The organism is Snodgrassella sp. ESL0253 (genome assembly GCF_013344965.1).
Classification (GTDB): domain Bacteria; phylum Pseudomonadota; class Gammaproteobacteria; order Burkholderiales; family Neisseriaceae; genus Snodgrassella; species Snodgrassella alvi_B.
The window spans coordinates 86,218-106,269 of sequence record NZ_JAAEDQ010000004.1 but is presented as its reverse complement, the minus strand read 5'-3'; the positions used below and the strand labels follow the sequence as shown (position 1 = coordinate 106,269).

Genomic DNA, 20,052 nt, shown 5'->3' with positions numbered 1-20,052 from the left:
GTGTATGAATAAGAGTATTAAGCTGTCTTCTGTGCAGATTTTTCTGATGGCTCTGGCCATCGGTCTGGCGGTGGCCAGTAATTATTTTGTGTTTCCGCTGATTGAGGTAATGGCACGCTATTTTGGCCTGGATGTGGCTAGTAGCGGGATGCTGATTACACTGACGCAGCTGGCTTATGCGCTCGGGCTGATTTTTCTGGTGCCGCTGGGCGATTTGCTGGATAACAAAAAGCTGATTGTGTCGCTGTATGCGGTGGTAAGTATCAGTGCACTGCTGATTGCGCTGGCACCGAGCTTGTGGCTGTTTGTTGCTGGCTTGCTGCTGGTTGGGGCTTTTTGTACGGTGGCGCAGATACTGATGCCGCTGGCGGCCAGCCTGACGGCTCCGGAGCAGCGTGGACGGGTGATTGGTACGCTGATGAGTGGGCTGTTGCTTGGCATTCTGCTGTCACGTACTTTTTCTGGTCTGGTTGCTCACTGGTGGGGCTGGCGCATGGTCTATGTGCTGGGTGCGGCGATGCTGTTGCTAATGACTTTGATTTTGCAATGGAAGTTGCCTCATGTGCAGCGTGAGCGCAGTGCGCTGGGCTACTGGCAGACGTTGGTATCGGTATGGTCGTTGCTGTGGCGTACGCCGTTATTGCGTCAGCGTGGGGTGCTGGGGGCGCTGGATTTCTGTCTGTTTTCGGTGTTGTGGACACCGCTGACGCTCTTGCTAAGCCATGCACCTTATCATTTCAGTTTAAGTACGATTGGCCTGTTTGGCTTATTTGGTGCGCTGGGGATATTTGGTTCGAATGTGGGCGGCTGGGCGGCTGATAAAGGCCGCACTTATGCGATGACGGTGGTGTGTGCACTGTTGTTTCTGCTTAGCTGGGCGCTGTTATATGCTGGAGGAATGCATTTATGGGCGCTGATTGGTGGTGTGATACTGCTGGATTTTGCTATTCAGGCTTTGCATATCTGTAATCAGTCGCTGATTTATCGTTCAGATCCGGCACTGAAAGGCCGGATTGCTTCTGGCTATATGAGTATGTATTTTATTGGCGGGGTACTCGGCTCGCTTGCTTCTGCTATGGCTTATGCACATTATGGCTGGAGTGGGGTGGCGCTGCTGGGTGGCGCGATTGCGCTGCTGATTTTGCTGTGTGCACTGTTATTTAAATGTGAACGTATGTCTTAGGTCTGTACGGCCGGTTTGGTGTTGGCCGGGCAAGTGGTTTGTATGGCCTGCTCTGGTTTGTAATTGTTATTGTGAATAGGATTGTGTATGTCTAATCATGCTGTGATGACAGTGATTGGTAAAGATCGTATTGGTATTGTTGCTGAGGTGGCTACGCTGCTGGCAGAACATCAGGTTAGTATTATGAATATCAGCCAGCAGTTAATGGATGATTATTTCACTATGATTATTTTGCTGGACACGGAACGGTGTACTTTGCCGCGTTTGCAGTTCAGTGAATTTCTGGATAGTGAGGGTGAAAAACGGGGTTTGCACATCCGTGTGCAGGATGAGGCTCTATTTAATGCCATGCACCGGATTTAGGAGTTGTTTATGTCGTTTTCTATTCAGAATAATGAAATTCTGGAGACTGTACGCATGGTCTCTGATCAGCATTTCGATGTCCGTACGATAACTATTGGCATTGATTTGCATGACTGTATTGATACGGATATTAATCGGCTGAATGAGAAGATTTTTGCCAAGATTACTCGGGTTGGTAAAAATCTGGTGCAAACGGCAACTGAGTTGTCTGCCAGATATGGTGTGCCGATTGTGAATCAGCGCATTGCGGTAACGCCGATTGCGCAGATTGGTGCGGCTACTGGTGCGGATTCTTATGTTTCGATTGCGCAGACGCTGGATAAGGCAGCAAAGGCTATTGGTATTTCGTTTATCGGTGGTTTTTCTGCATTGGTACATAAGGGTATGAGTGCTGCGGATGAGGTGCTGATTCGTTCCATTCCTGAGGCCATGGCCTGTACTGATGTGGTATGCAGTTCGGTAAATATCGGTTCTACCCGTGCCGGTATCAATATGGATGCAGTCCGGCTGATGGGTGAAACCATCCGGCAGACGGCAGCAATAACGCCGGAAGGCTTTGGTTGTGCCAAGCTGGTGGTGTTTTGTAATGCTGTAGAAGATAATCCGTTTATGGCCGGTGCTTTTCATGGTGCAGGTGAGGCGGATTGTGTGATTAATGTTGGCGTATCTGGCCCGGGTGTGGTGTGCGCTGCGTTGCAGAATACGCAAGGCCTGTCTTTGACTGAAGTTGCCGAGCTGGTGAAGAAAACTGCTTTCAAGATTACCCGTGTGGGGGAACTGATTGGGCATGAAGCCAGTAAGATGCTCGGTATTCCGTTTGGTATTCTGGATTTGTCACTGGCGCCAACACCGGCTGTAGGTGATAGTGTCGCCCGGATTCTGGAGGCAATGGGGTTAAGTGTCTGCGGAACTCATGGAACAACGGCGGCGCTGGCCTTGCTGAACGATGCGGTAAAAAAAGGCGGTATGATGGCTTCCAGTGCGGTAGGGGGGCTGAGTGGCGCGTTTATTCCGGTATCGGAAGATGAAGGTATGATAGCGGCAGTAGAAGCTGGTGTGTTGACGCTGGACAAGCTGGAAGCGATGACTGCGGTGTGTTCGGTAGGGCTGGATATGATTGCCGTGCCGGGGGATACACCGGCCAGTACGCTGGCAGGCATTATTGCTGATGAAGCAGCTATCGGCCTGATTAACAGTAAAACTACGGCAGTGCGGGTTATTCCGGTAACCGGTAAGGATGTAGGCGATTATGTTGAGTTTGGTGGTCTGCTTGGTCGGGCACCAGTCATGCCTGTGAAATCTGGTTCCTGTGAGGTATTTATTAATCGTGGCGGACGTGTGCCAGCGCCGGTGCAGGCAATGAAAAATTAAGAGTTGTGCCGCTACTGCATGTTATGATGCAGGCTATGACAATCAGCACTGGTGGTGTTGCAGGCAGTCTATATTCGGCTGCTTGCAAGGGGCGACAGCATGGTAGTTGTCTGGAAACACCACTGATGTGTTCGGGAATGAATAGAGAACGAAAATGAGTAGAATTCAACAGACGTTTGAGCAGCTGCATGGTCGCACTGCTCTGGTGTCGTATATCACTTGTGGTGATCCGGACCTGGCCACAACACTACAATTGATGCAGACGCTGGTTGCCAGTGGTACAGATATCATTGAGCTGGGCGTGCCCTTTTCTGACCCGATGGCGGATGGGCCGGTTATTCAGGCGGCAACTGAACGTGCTTTGCGCAATCATGTGTCTTTAGCAGATGTATTGCAGGTGGTAGCCCAGTTCAGGCAGGAAAATCAGACTACGCCGGTGGTTCTCATGGGCTATCTGAATCCGGTTTATCATATGGGCTATGGGCGCTTTGCACAGGCTGCTGCACAGGCTGGTGTGGACGGGGTGCTGACAGTAGACTGCCCGGCAGAGGCGATTGATGATTTGTATGTACAGTTACAGAAAAATGGGCTGGACTGTATTTTTCTGATTGCACCAACCACAACAGATGAGCGGATTAAGCTGATTGGCAGCAGAGCCAGTGGTTTTGTTTATTATGTGTCTCTCAAGGGTGTGACTGGTTCATCACAGTTGGATACGGCTGAAGTTTCGCGTAAAATTGATCATTTACGCCAGTTTATTCAGGTGCCTGTTGGTGTGGGTTTTGGTATTCGTGATGCCGACAGTGCCCGTCGTATCGGGGCGATAGCAGATGCGGTAATCGTTGGCAGCCGCTTTGTGCAGACGATAGCCGAGCATGCTGGTCGTGAGGCTGAGGCTCTGGCACCTATTGTTGCCGAGCTCAGGCAGGCGCTGGAATAATCTGCGCAGAGTCCTAATTCTGCATGGCAGCCTGTTACAGGCTGCCGGCAAATAACCGGGAATGAAAAAATGAGTTGGTTAGATAAAATCCTGCCACCCAAGATTAAAAAAGATCCTGTGGCCAAATCCGCAGGTATCCCTGAAGGATTATGGCAGAAGTGCCCGTCTTGTGCGGCAACTTTATATGCCACGGATTTAAAGAAAAACATGGAAGTGTGTCCGAAATGCGGACATCATAATCCGGTTTCGGCACGTGAACGTATCCAGATAATGCTGGATGAGACTAAACAGTATGAAATCGGTGCTGACATTAAGCCGGTTGATATTCTGAAGTTCCGTGACAGTAAGAAATATACTGATCGCCTGAGTACAGCACGCAAGCTGACACAGGAAGATGATGCGCTGGTGGTGGTACGTGGCACCATGAATGGTGTACCGGTGGTTGTGGCTGCGTTTGAATTCAACTTTATCGGTGGTTCAATGGGTTCGGTTGTGGGTGAACGTTTTGTGCGCGGTGTGCGTGAGGCGGTGAAACATAACTGTACCTTTATTTGTGTGGCTGCTTCTGGTGGTGCACGGATGCAGGAGGGCTTGAATTCGTTGATGCAGATGGCTAAAACCTGTGCTGCATTACATCTGCTTACTGAAAAGTCGCTACCGTTTATCTCTGTATTAACTAATCCGACTATGGGCGGGGTATCAGCCAGTTTTGCCTTTATTGGTGATGTGGTGCTGGCCGAACCGAATGCGCTGATTGGTTTTGCTGGTCCACGGGTGATTGAACAGACGGTGCGCGAGACTTTGCCTGAAGGTTTCCAGCGTGCGGAATTTTTGCTGGATAAAGGGGCAGTCGATCAAATTGTTGACCGGCGTGAATTGAAAGAGCGCATTGTGCGCCTGATTGGTTTGCTACGCTCCCAAGCTAGTGAAGATGCAGCTTGATGAATATTCGTTTGTTGAACTGAATAATTAACTATAGCCGCCCTGAAATGTTGTTTCAGGGCGCTTTTATTTGTCTGGCAGGCTGAAACATATGTGAAGTTGGTAAAACTGTAAACTGAGATGTGTTCGTCCAGATTAATGTTGCCAGACATTCTTTAGCAAACAGATATAACCATCTTTTGCGGATTGGGAAGAGTGGTGTAAACTTTCGCTTTATGCCTGTAATTGCGCCAGTAATACAGGTATATGGCTGTGGGCAATGTCTTTAGCTGCGGTTAGTAGCCATAATTGCTGGTGCTGCTGATGCAGTTGTTGCAGTGTTTGCAATGCCTGCTGTTGTTGTGGCTGACACAGTTCATGCTGATAGAGATGGCAGAATTCGCTGTAGCGACTGATTGGACTTTGATGCAGCCATTGTCGTAGCTGGCTGGAAGGCGCAATAGTCTTCATCCATTCCACTGTGCTTAGTCGGGCTTTACTGATACCACGTGGCCACAGGCGGTCAATTAATACGGCCGGTTGCTGGTGCTGGTAGATGTAAACACGCTGAACGCTATACATGGCTATTGAGCTGAATTTTAGAAATGATTAATCATAATTTCTGAAATTTGTTGTGGCAACTGTTATGACGGCAATGACAGTTGAGAATATATTCAGATGCTGTGAATGGGTTGGTTAATGCTGGTTTTGATAAATGCTATGTCTGTAAGCAATATGCAGGCCGTACTGGATTATGGATAGAATAAAAAAAAGCAGCCACAACTGGCTGCTTTTTGCTATAGACGCTGGTTATTTCTGGTTGTCGTTCAATTCCTGCTCTAAATCGTTTTTACGCATCAGGCCGGAAATAGTCTTACCATTCGGGAATATCATGGTAGGGGTACCATTAAAGCCGAATTTGTCCCCCAGTTTCATGGTTTCAGCTACTGGATTGTTACAATTGGCTACGCTAGCAGGCTCTTTGCCATGACGCATCCAGGCAGTCCAGGCTGTGGTGCGATCTTTCTGACACCATATCTGTACTGATTTTTTCTGTGCTTTCGGGTGCAGTTCGGGTACGGGCATGAGAAAAGTATAGACAGTAACGTTATCAATCTGGGCGATTTCTTCTTCAAGCTTTTTACAGAACGGGCAATCAGGGTCAGAAAATACGGCCATTATACGCTGTCCATTACCGCGAACTTCTTTGATGGCTTTATCCAGCGGTAGTTGGTCAAAATCTACTTTGGACAATTCACTTAAACGCTGTTCGGTCAGATTCTGGTGGCGTTGTAGGTCAAGCAGGTTGCCCAGCATGATGTAATCGGCATTTTCGTCGGTGTAGATAATCTGATTACCGGTAATTACAACTTCATAAATACCTTTAAATGGGGTGGTATAGATATTCTGTATGTTTAATTCCTGACCTTTGAATGCTTTTTGCATTTTTTTTATCAGGTTGTCGCTAAGTTTTTTACTGGTATTGGCATCGACAGTCTGGCTGGTTTCAGTTGTTGTGTTACTGGCAGCGGATGCACTGATGCCAGAAGCGGCACTGGCTGCTGAACCGGTATTGTGTACCGGTGTACCGTCGCAGGATGCGATTAAAGGTATGGTGAGCAGGGGGGTAAGCCAATGCCATAAGTAGGATTTTTTCATATTGAAAGGCTTTTACTTTTTAGTTAATGGTTAATGAATGATTTGAAATTATATGCTGCTATTATGCACAAGCGGTGGATTGCATAAAAGGATTTGTGTGAAAACTGTCGCTATTTTGCTGCTGTTCAGTTACGAAACCAGACAGGCTGCAATCTGTTGTCGCGATAGCTGCACTGAGTGTCCATAGTTGTATAGTCTGCTTGTTAGTTGTTGAGTATAAGGCAATTGAGCCGGGTATGTAATGTTGTTTTGCTTGTGAAACGGTTGGCGTGGCTACCGGCTTCATGCCACAATACTTGTTTGTTAACTAATGTGAATACATGCCATGACTCCGATTTTGGCTTTCGATATTGAAACCGTTCCAGACGTAGCCGGTATTCGTGTGCTGAATCATTTGCCGGCAGAAGTAAGTGATGCAGATGTGGTGGAATTTGCCTTGCAGCAGCGACGTGCTAAAACTGGTGGTAATGATTTTATGCAGCTGCATTTGCAGCAGGTGGTGGCCATATCATGCTGTATGCGCTGGGGTGCGGATAAAATCCATATTGGTAGTATCGGCACACCTGAAGACAGTGAAGAAACACTGATTGCACGTTTTTTTGAGTTGATAGAAACTCATACGCCACAGCTGGTAAGCTGGAACGGTGGTGGTTTTGATTTGCCGGTATTGCATTATCGTGCCCTGATTTATGGTATCAGTGCTGCGCGTTACTGGGATATGGGGGAGGGGGATTTTGGCGACAGCCGCGATTTTAAATGGAATAATTATATCAGTCGCTATCATGCGCGCCATTGTGATTTGATGGATTTACTCTCCTTATATCAGGCACGTGCCTGTGTGCCACTGGATGACATGGCCAAGCTGTGTGGTTTCCCGGGGAAACTGGGTATGGATGGCAGTAAGGTATGGGCGGCCTATCAGCAGGGTGAGCTGGCGCAGATTCGGCACTATTGTGAAACCGATGCTGCCAATACTTATTTAATGTATCTGCGCTTTAATCTGTTGCGTGGATTTCTGAATGCGGATGAGTACGAGCAGGAAATCCGTTGCCTGAAAGCTTATCTGAACGGACAACAGGCACAACACTGGCAGGAATTTCTGGCTGCATGGGGAAGCTCAAGTTGACTATCAATGTAAATGAACCGGATGCCGGGATAATGGTTTGTGTGGGGTGTTTCCTGATATGAGTATGCGCAGGCTGGTGCTGATTGGGGTAGGCCTGATTGGTGGTTCGCTGGCACTGGATTTAAAACGTGCCGGATTGGTAGACAAGGTAGCCGGTATTGATATTGATGCAGATAATCTTACCCGGGCACTGGAGCGGCGCGTTATTGATTGTGCCTATACACGGATTGATGCAGAGAGTGTGGCTGATGCTGATATGGTGCTGATTGCTACGCCGGTTAATACATTGCCCCTCGTCTGTCGTGAGCTGGCGCCATATCTGCCTGAACAGTGTATTGTTACCGATGTGGGCAGTACGAAGCAGCTGGCACTACAGGCTTTTGCGTCTGAGCTGCCGCATCACTATCCGCGTTGTGTTGCAGCTCATCCGATTGCCGGTTCCGACCGGCATGGTGCACTGGCGGCACAGTTTGGCCTGTTTGCACAGAAAAAATGCATTATCTGTGCGCATGAGCATCAGGATGAAACAGCATTGCAGGCAGTAGTGGCGATGTGGCAGGCAGTACAGGCGCAGATTTATCATCTGGATGTGGCCAGACACGATGCGATTTTTGCAGCAGTGAGTCATTTGCCACATATGCTGGCTTATGCGTATGTTCACCAGCTGGCAGAAGCAGCGAATGCCGATGAGCTGTTGCAGTTTGCCGGTAGTGGTTTCCGTGATTTTACGCGGATTGCGGCTAGTCATCCGCAGATATGGACGGACATCTGTCTGGCCAATCGTAAGGTGCTGGCTGATCTATTACAGCAGCAACAGCAGGAGCTGGTGTATTTGCAGCAATGTTTGCAACAGGGTGATGCGCAGAAGTTGACTGCTTTTTTTGCCAAAGCGCAGAAAATACGCGAAGACTGGCAGAATTAGAAAAAAAAGTACTGCAAGGGGTAATTCTGGCAGATAAAGACATTATTCTGGCTAAGTAGTGGTTGAATAAAGCATTTTTTGGTGTTTTTGACTGTGCCAGATAGGTGCAGTTAATCAATTTTGCGGCATTTTTAATTAAAATAACTCTATTTTGTCGAAATAATACAAAATATGACTTGCCATGCATGCGTATTTGATGCATAATTCGCTTCGTTAAATCAGCTCCTAGTTGGTTTAACAGTTTCTCCTCTATTTCTCCTTTGTAGACTTGGCGCACACTTAACCGTGTGCGCATTTTTTTATCTATTTTTCTTTATGCTTACGGTATATATGTCTGGTCATGCCGGAATGCTGCATGGCAACTTTATCTGGGTTATCTGAAAACAAATTGCTTTAGCTGATTGTTGCCCATGCTTGTCTGCATATCTAGTGTCTTGTTGATTGGAAGGTTGGCAGTGCTATCGTCTGAAAATAAATATTGCTAGGATAAATATTTTTACATTTTTAGCAGGAAATGATGATGTCTGGTGAACGTAATTTGCAAATTCTGTTGCAAACGGCTGCGCCGCAGCATAATCCGGGGAAATATGTGTTCTGTACTGTGCAGCAACCCGCACCGGCATTGCTGGACGCTGCTGTGGCTACCATACAGGAGAGTGAGGGTACTACATTGATTCTGCCGCAGGCTGTGGCAGATGCACAGCAGTTGGGCTATGAATATGTTGCTGGCTGGATTACCTTAAAAGTGCATTCTTCTTTGGCGGCAGTAGGGCTGACAGCAGCATTTTCGCATGCACTGGCGCAGCAGAATATCAGCTGTAATGTGGTAGCTGGCTATTATCATGACCATATTTTTGTGGCTGAAGATGATGTGCAGCAGGCTTTGGTCATTCTGAACAGTTTGAGTGAATAATTGTAGTCGGATAATTGAAATTTGGCTGGCTGATGGTAAAACTGAATAATTGACGTAAATGATAAATGTACAGATGATGCAATATCAAACACCCTATGCAAAAGATATTGGTGATTTGTTTCATGTTGTAGTTCATGTTATTGATGCCGATATTTACACATAAGGCCAGTAAGAAGCATCGTGCTCTACATTTTTTAATACCATATGCGGGCTGAATGATTGCAACATATAAATCCGTGGATGGCCCTGTTAAATGGTTGCTTAACAGGGTCTATCAAGCTGGTTTTAAAGTACTGAAAATTGTTCTTGTGCACTTGTGTTTATTATTACACCAGACGTTGAGGTAATGCGGCAAGGTAAGTTATTGCCGGAAGTCAATTAGGTTGTTGTTGCGCGGCATTTGTAGTTGTTGCTGGCATGACCGGCATTGCCTGGTTAGGATGTGCTTAGGCGTTATCCACTGATTGAAACTGTTAGCTATAAACAGCAGCAGTTGTCTTACCAATAGATTACTGTGACCGAAAACAGGGCATTTACCACCGCTGATACTGCCGTTGATACAGTTAATCAGGGTGTGGGCTTACGGCTGGCGCGGCCAGAAGAGTAGATTCAGGCTCAATTGACCAGTACTTAATACAGCCGGCATTTATTCCAGATGTAACATCTGTTCTTCTTTTACTTCTTCCATAACAACATAACTGCGGCTTTCGGCTGCGGCCGGTAGTTGCAACAGGATATTGCCTAGCAGGTTGCGATATGCATGCATATTGGGCAGGCGTACTTTAATCAGGTAATCGTATTCGCCGGAAATCAGGTGACATTCCAGTACTTGCGGAATGGTCAGTACTTCACGGCGGAAATCTTCAAAAATATTGCCGGATTTGGAACGCAGTTTGATTTCCACAAACACCAGCAGGCTTTGGTTTAAGGCACGCGGATTCAGGCGTGCGTGATAGCCGGTAATGATGTTTTCTCGTTCCAGTCGCCGTACCCGTTCAGTGACGGGAGTAGTGGACAATCCTACCTTGTCGGCCAGTTCGGTCATGGTGGTACGAGCGTTTTTTTGTAGTAAGGACAGTATCTTCATGTCCACTTTGTCAATATGGTGCATGGTTTATCTATGATATAAATGTGATAATTTATAAAAATACTCCTTTTTTTTGTTTAAATAAAGTGAAATTCACTACCATTCTTTGTTTACACTATGAAAAGTAACTAAATGGGCTGTTTGAGGATTAGGCAATTGAACGGCTGAGATTATTCCGTTTGATTACTAGGGAGACGAGAGAATGAAAGTATTGATTATGGGGGCAGGTATTATTGGTGTAAGTACTGCCTGGTATCTGGCTAAAGCCGGACACGAAGTTACTGTACTGGAGCGCGCTGATCAGGCCGCGATGGAAACCAGTTTTGCCAATGCCGGCCAGTTATCCTATGGCTATACCACACCGTGGGCAGCACCGAATATACCGGCTAAAGTATGGAAATGGCTGTTCAGGGAGCATTCTCCTTTGCTGATTCGCCCTGATGGCAGCCTCTCACAACTGCAATGGCTGTGGCAGATGTATCGCAATTGCAATGCACAGAGCTATGCAACTAATAAAGAACGCATGGTACGTATTTCTGAGTATAGCCGCGAGATGTTGCAGCAGCTGGAGGCAGAAGAAAATATTCAGTATGAAGGGCGCAAGCAGGGTACTTTGCAAATTTTCCGCACGGAAAAAGAGGTGATTGATTCCCGTTCTGACATAGCTGTTTTGCAGGAATTCGGTGTGCCGTTGCAGGTACTCAATAGTGTTGCTGAATGTACGCAGTATGAACCAGCACTGGCACATATGGCCGGAAAGCTGGCCGGTGCATTGTATTTGCCTCAGGATGGTACGGGTGACTGTCATTTATTTACTACTCAGCTGGCCGAAAAGTGTGCGGCTTTAGGCGTGAAGTTTTTATACCGGCATGCTATTTCGGAAATTCAGCAGGATAAATGCTCGATTAAAGGCGTGCAGGCTAATGGCCAGTGGTTTACTGCCGACCATTATGTCTGTGCGTTAGGTAGTTTCAGCCGCAATATGCTGAGCAAGCTGGGGATTAATCTGCCAGTTTATCCGGTGAAGGGATATTCACTGACTATCCCGATAATTGATCAGGATAAAGCACCGGTTTCTACGATTATTGATGAAACTTATAAGGTGGCGATAACGCGTTTTGATGAACGCATCCGAGCTGGTGGTATGGCTGAGTTGTCTGGTTATCGTATTGAACTGAACCCAAAACGTAAGGCTACGCTGGACTTGGTAGTTAATGATCTGTTTCCGGGCAGTTGCCATACTTCTGAGGCTTTTTTCTGGAGTGGTCTGCGCCCGATGACACCGGACAGTACGCCGATTATTGGTGCCAGCCGTTTTGTGAATCTGTCGTTGAATACTGGCCACGGTACGCTGGGCTGGACGATGGGGCTGGGTTCGGGAAAAATTCTGGCAGATTTGATTAGTGGGGTTAAGCCAGAAATTGAAACCAGTGATTTATCGCTGGCACGTTATGTTTAAGCGAATAATATCGTTTGATGAAATGTATTTGCCTGTGTGGTGCGGTACCAGAATATGCAGTTTTTAAGGACATACAGGATTGGTAAAAGGTTTTATTATAGTTAATATATTATTAATTTATCCTGTTTAGGGATAAGGTGTATATGGCTAATGATAAAATTCTATTACTGGATGTTGCTCCTGTTGGCCGGATTATAGAATTTGATACGCTAACGGCTACGCACCGGATACTGGTGGATGAGTTGCATGATTTTCCTGATGGTATTGCTGTTGACCGGCAACACCAGCGGCTATTTTATTCGAGCATGGAGCGGATAAAGGAACCGGAGTCACTTGAATTTTTTCAGGCTGATGGCATGATTGCAGAAATTCCGCTGGATGGGCATCATCGGTATGAGCTGGTGGGCAATGGTTTGTTTGTCCCCGGTAAACAGGTGGTGTTTGATGAACAAGACAGCAGATTTACTGGTGTGACTGTGAAAAAGTGCGTGTCTGCCGTTATGATGTGGTAAACGGTAGAATAGAGGTACTGGTACAGATTGGTTTGTATCCGCGTGATGCGCATGACTATTCACGTCACTGTGTCGGCATTGCGCTGGATGAGCCGCATAATTATTTTTACTGGACTCAGAAAGGGCACCTGATGAAAGGTAGTGAAAGCCAGACTCTGCGTGCCCGTTTGCAGCCAGGAAGAATATGATGCCGCTGCCCGTACAGATATTGTAATTGTGCTGGATAATTTGCCCGAACCTATCGATCTGGAAATTGACCATGCAAACCAGATGATGTATTGGACTAACCGTGACCTCGATAGCGCAGGAGGCAACAGCCTGAATGGTGCCTGTATTGGTACAGACGGGCTGCCAAACCATGAAGTGCTGGCAACCGGTTTACAGGACGAGATGGTTTGGCTGCGGATTTTGCCGGTTCTGTGATTTATATTACAGATCTGGGCGGTAATCTGTGGCGGTATGATATACAGCAGCGCAGATCATTGCGTAAATTGGCTCAGTTTGGTTCGCTTACAGGGATTGCTTTGCTTAAACAATAAAATTTGGTAACCACGATAACAGGGGAGTCATTATGCGTCCGTTAGTTGCGCATATACGTTTAAATCACTTACGTGATAATTTTCTGGCTTTAAAACAGATGCATGGCGGTGGCAAAATGCTGGCCGTGGTGAAGGCCAATGCCTACGGACATGGTGCAGTGCGTTGTGCTCAAGCGCTGGCTGATATGGCTGATGGTTTTGCGGTGGCGTGTATCAATGAAGCGGTGCAGCTGCGGGAAGCGGGCATACAATTGCCGATTGTGATGCTGGAAGGTGTTTTTGCCGCTGAAGAATATGCGCTGGTAGACCGTTACCAGTTATGGCCGGTAGTGGGTAATTTGTGGCAGCTGGAAACCCTGCTCGCTCATGACTGGCAAAAACCGGTGACGGTATGGCTGAAAATGGACTCGGGCATGCACCGTACCGGCTTTTTTCCGCATGATTATGCACCGGCCTATCAGGCGCTGGCACAAAGTGACAAGGTAGCCGATGTGGTGAAAATAACCCATTTTGCCTGTGCTGATGAACCCATGAAAACGATGACTGCTGAACAGATTCACACATTTGAGATGGTGTGTGCCAATTTGCCCGGAGAAGTGAGTCTGGCCAATTCAGCAGCGATAATGGTCTATCCGCAAACCCAGTGTGGCTGGGGACGAACCGGACTGGCGCTGTATGGAATTTCACCCATGGGTGGTGTGGATAGCCGCTTTAAGCCAGTGATGCGGCTGGTAAGCAAGGTGTTTGGTGAGCGGGTGTTGCAGATGGGCGAACCGATTGGCTACGGTGCCAGTTTTGTTACCAATCGTTCAACCCGGGTAGGGCTGGTGGCCTGTGGTTATGCCGATGGTTATCCGCGTCGTGCTGCGACAGGCACTCCGGTGGCCATTGATGGCGTACGCAGTAGGGTTCTGGGGCGGGTTTCTATGGATATGATGACGGTACAGCTAGATGACCACCGGCAGTCACTGGATAGTGAGGTGGAATTATGGGGCGATACTGTCAATGTGAATGAGGTGGCTGCTGCTGCCGGAACCATTGCCTATGAATTACTGTGTAATGTCAAACGGGCAGAAATGGTATATGAATAAATTGCCATGGATTGTCAATTATTGGGTAAATGTTTGGCAAGACAGAAAAATTGGTTTATAAAGATGTAATATGTTCTCAGGCAGCCTCTCAAGCTGCCTGAAGTTATTTTTTTTGAGTTTATGATAATGGAAATAGAAACACTGAAACTGGCTAAAGCCTTGATTGCACAGCCGTCTGTCACACCAGATGATCATGGTTGCCAGCCGCTGCTGATGAACCGGCTAACAGCACTGGGTTTTCACATTGAGACTCTGCGGTTTGGGGAGACTGATAATTTTTATGCGGTTTATGGCAAGCAGGGGCCACTGGTGTGCTTTGCTGGTCATACTGATGTGGTGCCGGCAGGAGATGAAAGCTGCTGGACTTCGCCACCATTCACGCCTACCGAGCGTGATGGCCGACTGTATGGTCGTGGTGCTGCCGATATGAAAAGCAGCGTTGCTGCTTTTGTCACTGCCTGTGAGCGCTTGCTGGCACAACAGCCGGATTTGCCGCTGCGTCTGGCTTTGCTGATTACTTCAGATGAAGAGGGCGATGGACATAATGGCACTAAACGCGTGGTCGAGATTCTGCAACAGCGTGGTGAGCATATTGATTACTGTATTGTAGGTGAGCCTACTGCTGTTGATACGCTGGGGGATATGATAAAAAATGGCCGGCGTGGTTCGTTATCCGGCACGTTACGGGTATATGGCCGTCAGGGACATGTGGCTTATCCGCATCTGGCAGCTAATCCTGTTCATCTGGCCGCAGCGGCACTGGCTGAGTTAACAGCCACACACTGGGATGACGGTAATGCCTATTTTCCGCCTACCGGATTTCAGATTTCCAATATTCATGCTGGTACTGGTGCTACCAATGTGATTCCGGCTGAATTAACGGTGCAGTTTAATTTCCGTTTTTCGACTGAATCCAGTGCCGAGGGTTTGCGCCAGCGTGTGCATGCCATTCTGGATAAGCATGGTTTACACTATGATTTGGACTGGGCATTGTCGGGACAACCATTTCTGACCGCAGCCGGACGTTTAACCACCGTGGCACAGACAGCCATTGACCGTGTGTGCGGAGTGGCTGCACAGTTATCTACTACCGGTGGTACTTCTGATGGCCGCTTTATTAAAGCCATTGCCAGTGAACTGATTGAATTGGGGCCAGTGAATGCAACCATTCATCAGATAGATGAGTGTGTGGATATTGCTGCCATAGCACAGTTATCGGCGATTTATGAAGATATGCTGCAACAGCTTGCCCAGCCTGATTCCTGCCAATCTGCATAAGGAGAAAATAATGAGTCTTGTTAGCCAGAAACATTTTTTAAAGCTGCTGGACTATACACCAACAGAAATCCAGACGTTGCTGGATTTAGCCGCCAGACTGAAAACTGAGAAGAAAACCGGCGCAGAGCAGCCACGTCTGACGGGTAAAAATATTGCGCTTATTTTTGAAAAAACTTCCACCCGTACGCGTTGTGCCTTTGAAGTGGCCGCACATGATCAGGGTGCGCATGTAACTTATCTGGATAGCAGTGGCAGCCAGATTGGCCATAAGGAAAGTATCCGCGATACCGCAAGGGTTCTCGGACGCATGTATGACGCCATTGAATATCGTGGTTTTGGTCAGGAGATTGTTGAGCAGCTGGCTGAATATGCGGGGGTTCCGGTAATTAATGGATTAACCAATGAATACCATCCTACGCAAATGCTGGCTGATTTGCTTACCATGAAGGAAAACAGCAGGAAACCTTTAAGCCGGATTACCTATGCTTATGTAGGCGATGCCCGCTACAACATGGGTAATTCTTTGCTGGTAGCCGGTGCCAAAATGGGCATGGATGTGCGTATCGGCGCCCCACGCGCGTTCTGGCCGGATGATAGTCTGGTGGCACAGTGTCGCGAGATTGCGGCGCAGACAGGTGCGCGGATTACCTTAACAGAAGATGCAACCGCCGCAGTTAATGAAGCTGATTTTATCCATACCGATGTCTGGGTGTCGATGGGAGAGGCGAAAGAAATCTGGAAAGAACGTATTGAGCAGCTCAGGCCGTATCGGGTCGATGCCCGGCTGCTTGCAGCCAGTCACAATCCTGATGTTAAATTCATGCACTGCCTGCCGGCGATTCATAATCGTGATACTCAGCTAGGGCAATGGCTTTTCGATGAGTTTGCTCTGGATGGTGCTGAAGTGAGCGAAGATGTATTTGAAAGTGCTGCTTCTATCGTATTTGAGCAGGCGGAAAACCGGATGCATACCATTAAAGCCGTACTGGTAGCATTACTGGGCACCTGAACGGATTTAGCCTGTTGTTAATGGAGAGAATGGTTATGAAAGCTTCCCCCAATCAGTTACTGATTAATCCGCACTATCTGGCATTGCTGTTAGCGGTGATGGTGGCGATTATGCCATTTTCCACGGATATCTATCTGTCTTCTGTGCCAGAAATGGCTACTTCCTTACATGCACCGATTTATCAGGTTGAACGCAGTTTATCCAGTTTTATGTTTGGTGTGGCACTTGGACAATTGCTAGGGGGAGCACTATCCGATATTAAAGGGCGCAAAGTTATTGCCATGATTGGCCTGAGTATCTATCTGCTCTCAGCCATTGCCATTATCTTCATTGATTCAGCCGGCGAACTGCTGTTCTGGCGGTGGATTCAGGCTCTGGGTGGCGGCATGGCAACTGTCACTGTAGGTGCTACGGTACGTGATTTTTTTCAAGGCAATGAAGCGGCCAGAATGTTCGCTACCATAGGCATTATCACTCTGGCTGCACCGCTGGCTGCTCCGATGCTGGGTACAGCACTGGCCGCACTGGGTGGCTGGCGTATTATCTTTATTTTTCTGCTCGTATATGCTCTGGTCGTGCTGATGTGTGTGTGGCGGTTTATGCCGCAGGCTAAAATGGACTTTCAGCCACTGGACAGTCAAATTTTCCACAAGATAAAACAGAATTTTTCTGTGGTTTTTCATGAGCGTGAAGCACTTGGATTCATGTTTTTGCAGACTGCTGCTTTTGCGGCTATGTTTGTCTTTTTGACTGAATCTTCATTTGTTTATATGAATATCTATGGCTTGAGCGCACATCAGTATTCTTGGGCTTTTGCCGCCAATATAATTACCATGATGCTGTTTAATCGGGTAACAGCCTATCGTCTGCGTACCACGCCGGCGCGAAATATTTTACTCAGTGGTGTGTTCCTGCAACTGGGCTGTAATTTATTATTAACCATGGTGGTGTGGAGCATGGATCGGCCACCGTTTTTCCTGCTACTGGCGCTAATCATGTTTTCCATTGGTTCACAGGGGCTGATTGGCTCCAATACGCAGGCATGTTTCATGAGCTATTTTCGTAAAATAGGCGGCAGCGCCAATGCCGTGCTGGGTACCATGCAATTTCTGATTGCCGCCATAGTGGGCTGGCTGACTACATTGGTGCATAATGGTTCGACACATGTGATGCCGACGATGATGCTGATTTCCTCCAGCTGTGGCGCCATTTTGCTATGGGTTTTGTCACGTAGTGCATGGCAGAAAAAACTTAAATAATTCCGGGCAGCCGTAGCAGGCTGCCTTTTTCATGTCTTTCTTGAACAAACTACTAATAACATTACTAATTATGTATGATAATGATAAACTCAAACCACATCGCGATGCTATAGACCAGATTGACAGCGAAATTTTGCGGTTATTAAACCAGCGTGCCGGCCATGCTCAGGCCATTGGTACGTTAAAAGGAGAAGGCATAGTATACCGTCCTGAGCGTGAAGCAGCCGTTTTACGCCGGATACAGGAGCAGAATCCGGGACCATTATCTGGTCAGGCGGTTGCCCGTTTACAGCGGGCGATTATGAGTGAATGTCTGGCATTGGAACGGCCGTTAACCGTGGCTTATCTTGGCCCGCAGGGCACGTTTACCGAACAGGCTGCCATCAAACATTTTGGTCAGGCAGCACAGACACATCCATGTGCTTCAATAGATGAAGGTTTTCGTCTGGTAGAAGCGCAGCAGGCAGATTACGTGGTAGCACCCATCGAAAACTCTACTGAAGGCTCAGTGGGGCGCACGCTTGATTTGCTGGTAACCACGCCATTAAAAGCCTGTGGTGAAGTCAATTTGCGCATTCATCATCAATTGCTGCGTGCTGTTGCTTCTGAACAGGGCATCAATAAAGTTTACGCGCATGCACAGGCATTGGCACAGTGCCGTAACTGGCTGGATAAAAATCTGTCTGAGCAGGTGGCACGGATTGCCGTGGCCAGCAATGCCGAAGCAGCACGGCTGGCTGCTGCTGACAGTAGTGCCGCAGCCATTGCCTCACTGATGGCTGCCGACCATTACCAGCTCCAGATACTGGCACAGAATATTGAAGATGAACCCAACAATACTACCCGTTTTCTGGTACTGGGGCGCAATATCACCACCAGCAGCGGCCGGGATAAAACTACGCTGATTGTGGCTGCACCCAATAAGGCTGGCGCTGTACATGACTTACTCCAGCCTTTTGCAGACCATCATGTTTCCATGACCAAGCTCGAAAGTCGCCCTAGTCATGGTGGTTTATGGGAATATGTATTTTTTATCGATATTGAAGGCCATCAACAGGATGCAGCAGTAGCGGCAGCACTGGCTGCCTTGCAGCAGCGTTCGGCATTCCTGAAACTGATTGGTTCTTATCCGCAAGCTGTGATTTAAACGTAAAACAAATATTGGCCTGAAACAGGCGCAAATCACCTCTGGCATGGAGAAAAACAAGTATGAAAAATATTGTTGTATATTGTGGTTCCAATTTGGGACAGAATAAAGCTTATTTCGATGCTGCGCAGCAGCTCGGACAGGAAATGGCACAACAGGGATACCGTCTGGTTTATGGTGGTGGCAATATCGGTCTGATGGGTACAATTGCTTCGGCCGTGCTGCAACATGGCGGTGAAGCCATTGGTGTGATTCCGAGCTTTCTGAAAAATATGGAAGGCGCACATCCGGGGCTGACTGAACTGTATGAAACAGCCAATATGACCGAGCGCAAAAACAAAATGATTGAACTGGCTGATGGTTTTATTGCCATGCCCGGTGGTCTGGGCACTTATGAAGAGTTGTTTGAAGTGTTATCACAGGCACAGCTAAAGCTGCATCCTCATCCGGTAGGGATTCTGAATGTAGCCGGCTTTTTTGATCCGTTAATCCAGATGCTGCAAAATACTGTGACAGCCGGTTTCATGCCACCAGAAAACATGGATTTACTCTGCTGTGCCACCATACCGGCAGAACTACTGGAACAGATGCGCCACTGGCAGCCACGGGATGCGGTGAAATGGGTTACACCGCAATGGGCGCAGCAGAGCAGAGAAACGCTATGTTAACTCTGGCGCTGCTTAATCACCTTATTCAGCAGAATGTAGAGCTCAAAACGCGCTGGCAGCAGCACCAGCAGCGGGTTATTGCACTGGTGTTACCCATGCTCACACTTAAGGGACGGATTGATGCACAGGGTTTCTGGCAGGAGGATTGTGCCGAAGCTGACACCACAATTACGATTGCGTCAAGCGCACTGAGTAAAATGCTCAGTGGCATACAGCCGGGTGTGGGCGATGTGCAGATTAGCGGTGACCGCGCACTGGGTATGGCCATTCTGCCGCTTATACAGGCATTACAATATGACTGGCGTGATGATATTGCTCGGCTGCTTGGTGATGCTGTGGGCGGAAAAGTGGCACTGGAACTGGAAAATCTCTATCAGCATGGCCGTGCAATCAGCCACAGTATTGCAGCACAGGTGGCTGATTATGCACGTGAGAGCGATGCCGCTGTAGTGGGGCAGATGCAATTACAGCAGTTTGCTGCTCAGGTGGCAACATTACGCGATGACAGCGCACGTCTGGCCGCTCGCATTGCTCGCTTGCACCAGAAACTTAACTAAATTCCACTTTGCTCGAACAGCATATAAGCCGTTACTGTAGCAAAGAAA

At 47.8% G+C, this 20,052-nt stretch carries 22 protein-coding genes; 19 read left to right on the top strand and 3 right to left on the bottom strand.

Translation table 11 applies throughout. From position 1 onward, the window contains the following. Positions 1-4 precede the first annotated feature (4 nt). The 5 genes from GYX26_RS04875 to accD all read left to right on the top strand — a co-directional run bounded on the left by GYX26_RS04875 (position 5) and on the right by accD (position 4,799). A complete protein-coding gene (locus tag GYX26_RS04875; RefSeq protein ID WP_174828338.1) occupies positions 5-1,183 on the top strand; it encodes an MFS transporter in 1,179 nt (392 codons plus the stop codon). A gap of 87 nt (positions 1,184-1,270) precedes the next feature. After that, complete coding sequence (locus tag GYX26_RS04870; RefSeq protein ID WP_100090785.1) at positions 1,271-1,546, top strand: ACT domain-containing protein; 276 nt, start codon at positions 1,271-1,273, stop codon at positions 1,544-1,546. 9 nt (positions 1,547-1,555) lie between these two features. After that, entirely contained in the window at positions 1,556-2,917 is a 1,362-nt protein-coding gene (locus tag GYX26_RS04865) for a PFL family protein (protein ID WP_100090786.1), read from the top strand. 154 nt (positions 2,918-3,071) lie between these two features. Beyond that, a complete protein-coding gene (trpA, locus tag GYX26_RS04860) occupies positions 3,072-3,857 on the top strand; it encodes a tryptophan synthase subunit alpha (RefSeq protein ID WP_174828337.1) in 786 nt (261 codons plus the stop codon). A 69-nt stretch (positions 3,858-3,926) separates the two neighbouring features. Further along, a complete protein-coding gene (accD, locus tag GYX26_RS04855) occupies positions 3,927-4,799 on the top strand; it encodes an acetyl-CoA carboxylase, carboxyltransferase subunit beta (RefSeq protein WP_174828336.1) in 873 nt (290 codons plus the stop codon). Between the two features lie 213 nt (positions 4,800-5,012). On the opposite strand, the gene GYX26_RS04850 is transcribed toward accD, so the two are convergent. Both GYX26_RS04850 and GYX26_RS04845 read right to left on the bottom strand, forming a co-directional pair. Then, positions 5,013-5,360, bottom strand: coding sequence for a DUF488 domain-containing protein (locus tag GYX26_RS04850; RefSeq protein WP_174828335.1), 348 nt, complete (start codon positions 5,358-5,360; stop codon positions 5,013-5,015). Positions 5,361-5,588: 228 nt separating this feature from the next. After that, positions 5,589-6,437: a DsbC family protein gene (locus GYX26_RS04845; protein ID WP_174828334.1), complete on the bottom strand. Its 849-nt coding sequence runs from the start codon at positions 6,435-6,437 to the stop codon at positions 5,589-5,591. A gap of 325 nt (positions 6,438-6,762) precedes the next feature. On the opposite strand from GYX26_RS04845, the gene GYX26_RS04840 reads away from it, so the two are divergent. From GYX26_RS04840 to GYX26_RS04830, 3 genes are all read left to right on the top strand, one after another. Next, a complete protein-coding gene (locus tag GYX26_RS04840) occupies positions 6,763-7,563 on the top strand; it encodes a 3'-5' exonuclease (RefSeq protein WP_174828333.1) in 801 nt (266 codons plus the stop codon). Positions 7,564-7,621: 58 nt separating this feature from the next. Then, a complete protein-coding gene (locus GYX26_RS04835; protein ID WP_174828332.1) occupies positions 7,622-8,485 on the top strand; it encodes a prephenate dehydrogenase/arogenate dehydrogenase family protein in 864 nt (287 codons plus the stop codon). Positions 8,486-9,005: 520 nt separating this feature from the next. After that, entirely contained in the window at positions 9,006-9,398 is a 393-nt protein-coding gene (locus GYX26_RS04830) for an ACT domain-containing protein (RefSeq protein ID WP_174828331.1), read from the top strand. A 646-nt stretch (positions 9,399-10,044) separates the two neighbouring features. Here GYX26_RS04830 and GYX26_RS04825 read toward each other — a convergent pair. Further along, positions 10,045-10,509, bottom strand: coding sequence for an Lrp/AsnC ligand binding domain-containing protein (locus tag GYX26_RS04825; RefSeq protein ID WP_100090793.1), 465 nt, complete (start codon positions 10,507-10,509; stop codon positions 10,045-10,047). 178 nt (positions 10,510-10,687) lie between these two features. Between GYX26_RS04825 and GYX26_RS04820 the strand changes: the two genes are divergently transcribed. From GYX26_RS04820 to GYX26_RS04770, 11 genes are all read left to right on the top strand, one after another. Then, the gene (locus GYX26_RS04820) at positions 10,688-11,944 is read left to right on the top strand and encodes a D-amino acid dehydrogenase (protein WP_174828330.1); all 1,257 of its coding nucleotides are present in this window, start codon (positions 10,688-10,690) and stop codon (positions 11,942-11,944) included. A 143-nt stretch (positions 11,945-12,087) separates the two neighbouring features. Next, positions 12,088-12,456 (top strand): hypothetical protein, encoded by a 369-nt coding sequence (locus GYX26_RS04815; RefSeq protein ID WP_174828329.1) that lies wholly within the window; start codon positions 12,088-12,090, stop codon positions 12,454-12,456. Continuing rightward, positions 12,450-12,644, top strand: a complete 195-nt coding sequence (locus GYX26_RS04810) for a hypothetical protein (protein ID WP_174828328.1) — start codon at positions 12,450-12,452, stop codon at positions 12,642-12,644. The genes GYX26_RS04815 and GYX26_RS04810 overlap by 7 nt, the downstream gene beginning before the upstream one ends. Continuing rightward, the gene (locus GYX26_RS04805) at positions 12,616-12,879 is read left to right on the top strand and encodes a hypothetical protein (RefSeq protein WP_174828327.1); all 264 of its coding nucleotides are present in this window, start codon (positions 12,616-12,618) and stop codon (positions 12,877-12,879) included. Before GYX26_RS04810 ends, GYX26_RS04805 begins: the two co-directional genes overlap by 29 nt. A gap of 148 nt (positions 12,880-13,027) precedes the next feature. Further along, entirely contained in the window at positions 13,028-14,086 is a 1,059-nt protein-coding gene (alr, locus tag GYX26_RS04800) for an alanine racemase (protein ID WP_174828326.1), read from the top strand. 120 nt (positions 14,087-14,206) lie between these two features. After that, complete coding sequence (gene dapE / locus GYX26_RS04795) at positions 14,207-15,364, top strand: succinyl-diaminopimelate desuccinylase (protein ID WP_194240695.1); 1,158 nt, start codon at positions 14,207-14,209, stop codon at positions 15,362-15,364. Positions 15,365-15,374: 10 nt separating this feature from the next. Continuing rightward, entirely contained in the window at positions 15,375-16,373 is a 999-nt protein-coding gene (gene argF, locus GYX26_RS04790; protein WP_174828325.1) for an ornithine carbamoyltransferase, read from the top strand. A gap of 35 nt (positions 16,374-16,408) precedes the next feature. Then, on the top strand, positions 16,409-17,632 hold the full coding sequence (locus GYX26_RS04785) for a multidrug effflux MFS transporter (RefSeq protein WP_174828324.1): 1,224 nt from the start codon (positions 16,409-16,411) through the stop codon (positions 17,630-17,632). 70 nt (positions 17,633-17,702) lie between these two features. After that, positions 17,703-18,779 carry a prephenate dehydratase gene (gene pheA, locus GYX26_RS04780; RefSeq protein ID WP_174828405.1) on the top strand — a complete coding sequence of 359 codons (1,077 nt, stop codon included), beginning with the start codon at positions 17,703-17,705 and terminating at the stop codon, positions 18,777-18,779. 62 nt (positions 18,780-18,841) lie between these two features. Further along, a complete protein-coding gene (locus tag GYX26_RS04775; protein WP_100090799.1) occupies positions 18,842-19,447 on the top strand; it encodes a TIGR00730 family Rossman fold protein in 606 nt (201 codons plus the stop codon). Beyond that, on the top strand, positions 19,399-20,004 hold the full coding sequence (locus tag GYX26_RS04770; protein ID WP_144235410.1) for an SCP2 domain-containing protein: 606 nt from the start codon (positions 19,399-19,401) through the stop codon (positions 20,002-20,004). Before GYX26_RS04775 ends, GYX26_RS04770 begins: the two co-directional genes overlap by 49 nt. Positions 20,005-20,052: the final 48 nt, after the last annotated feature.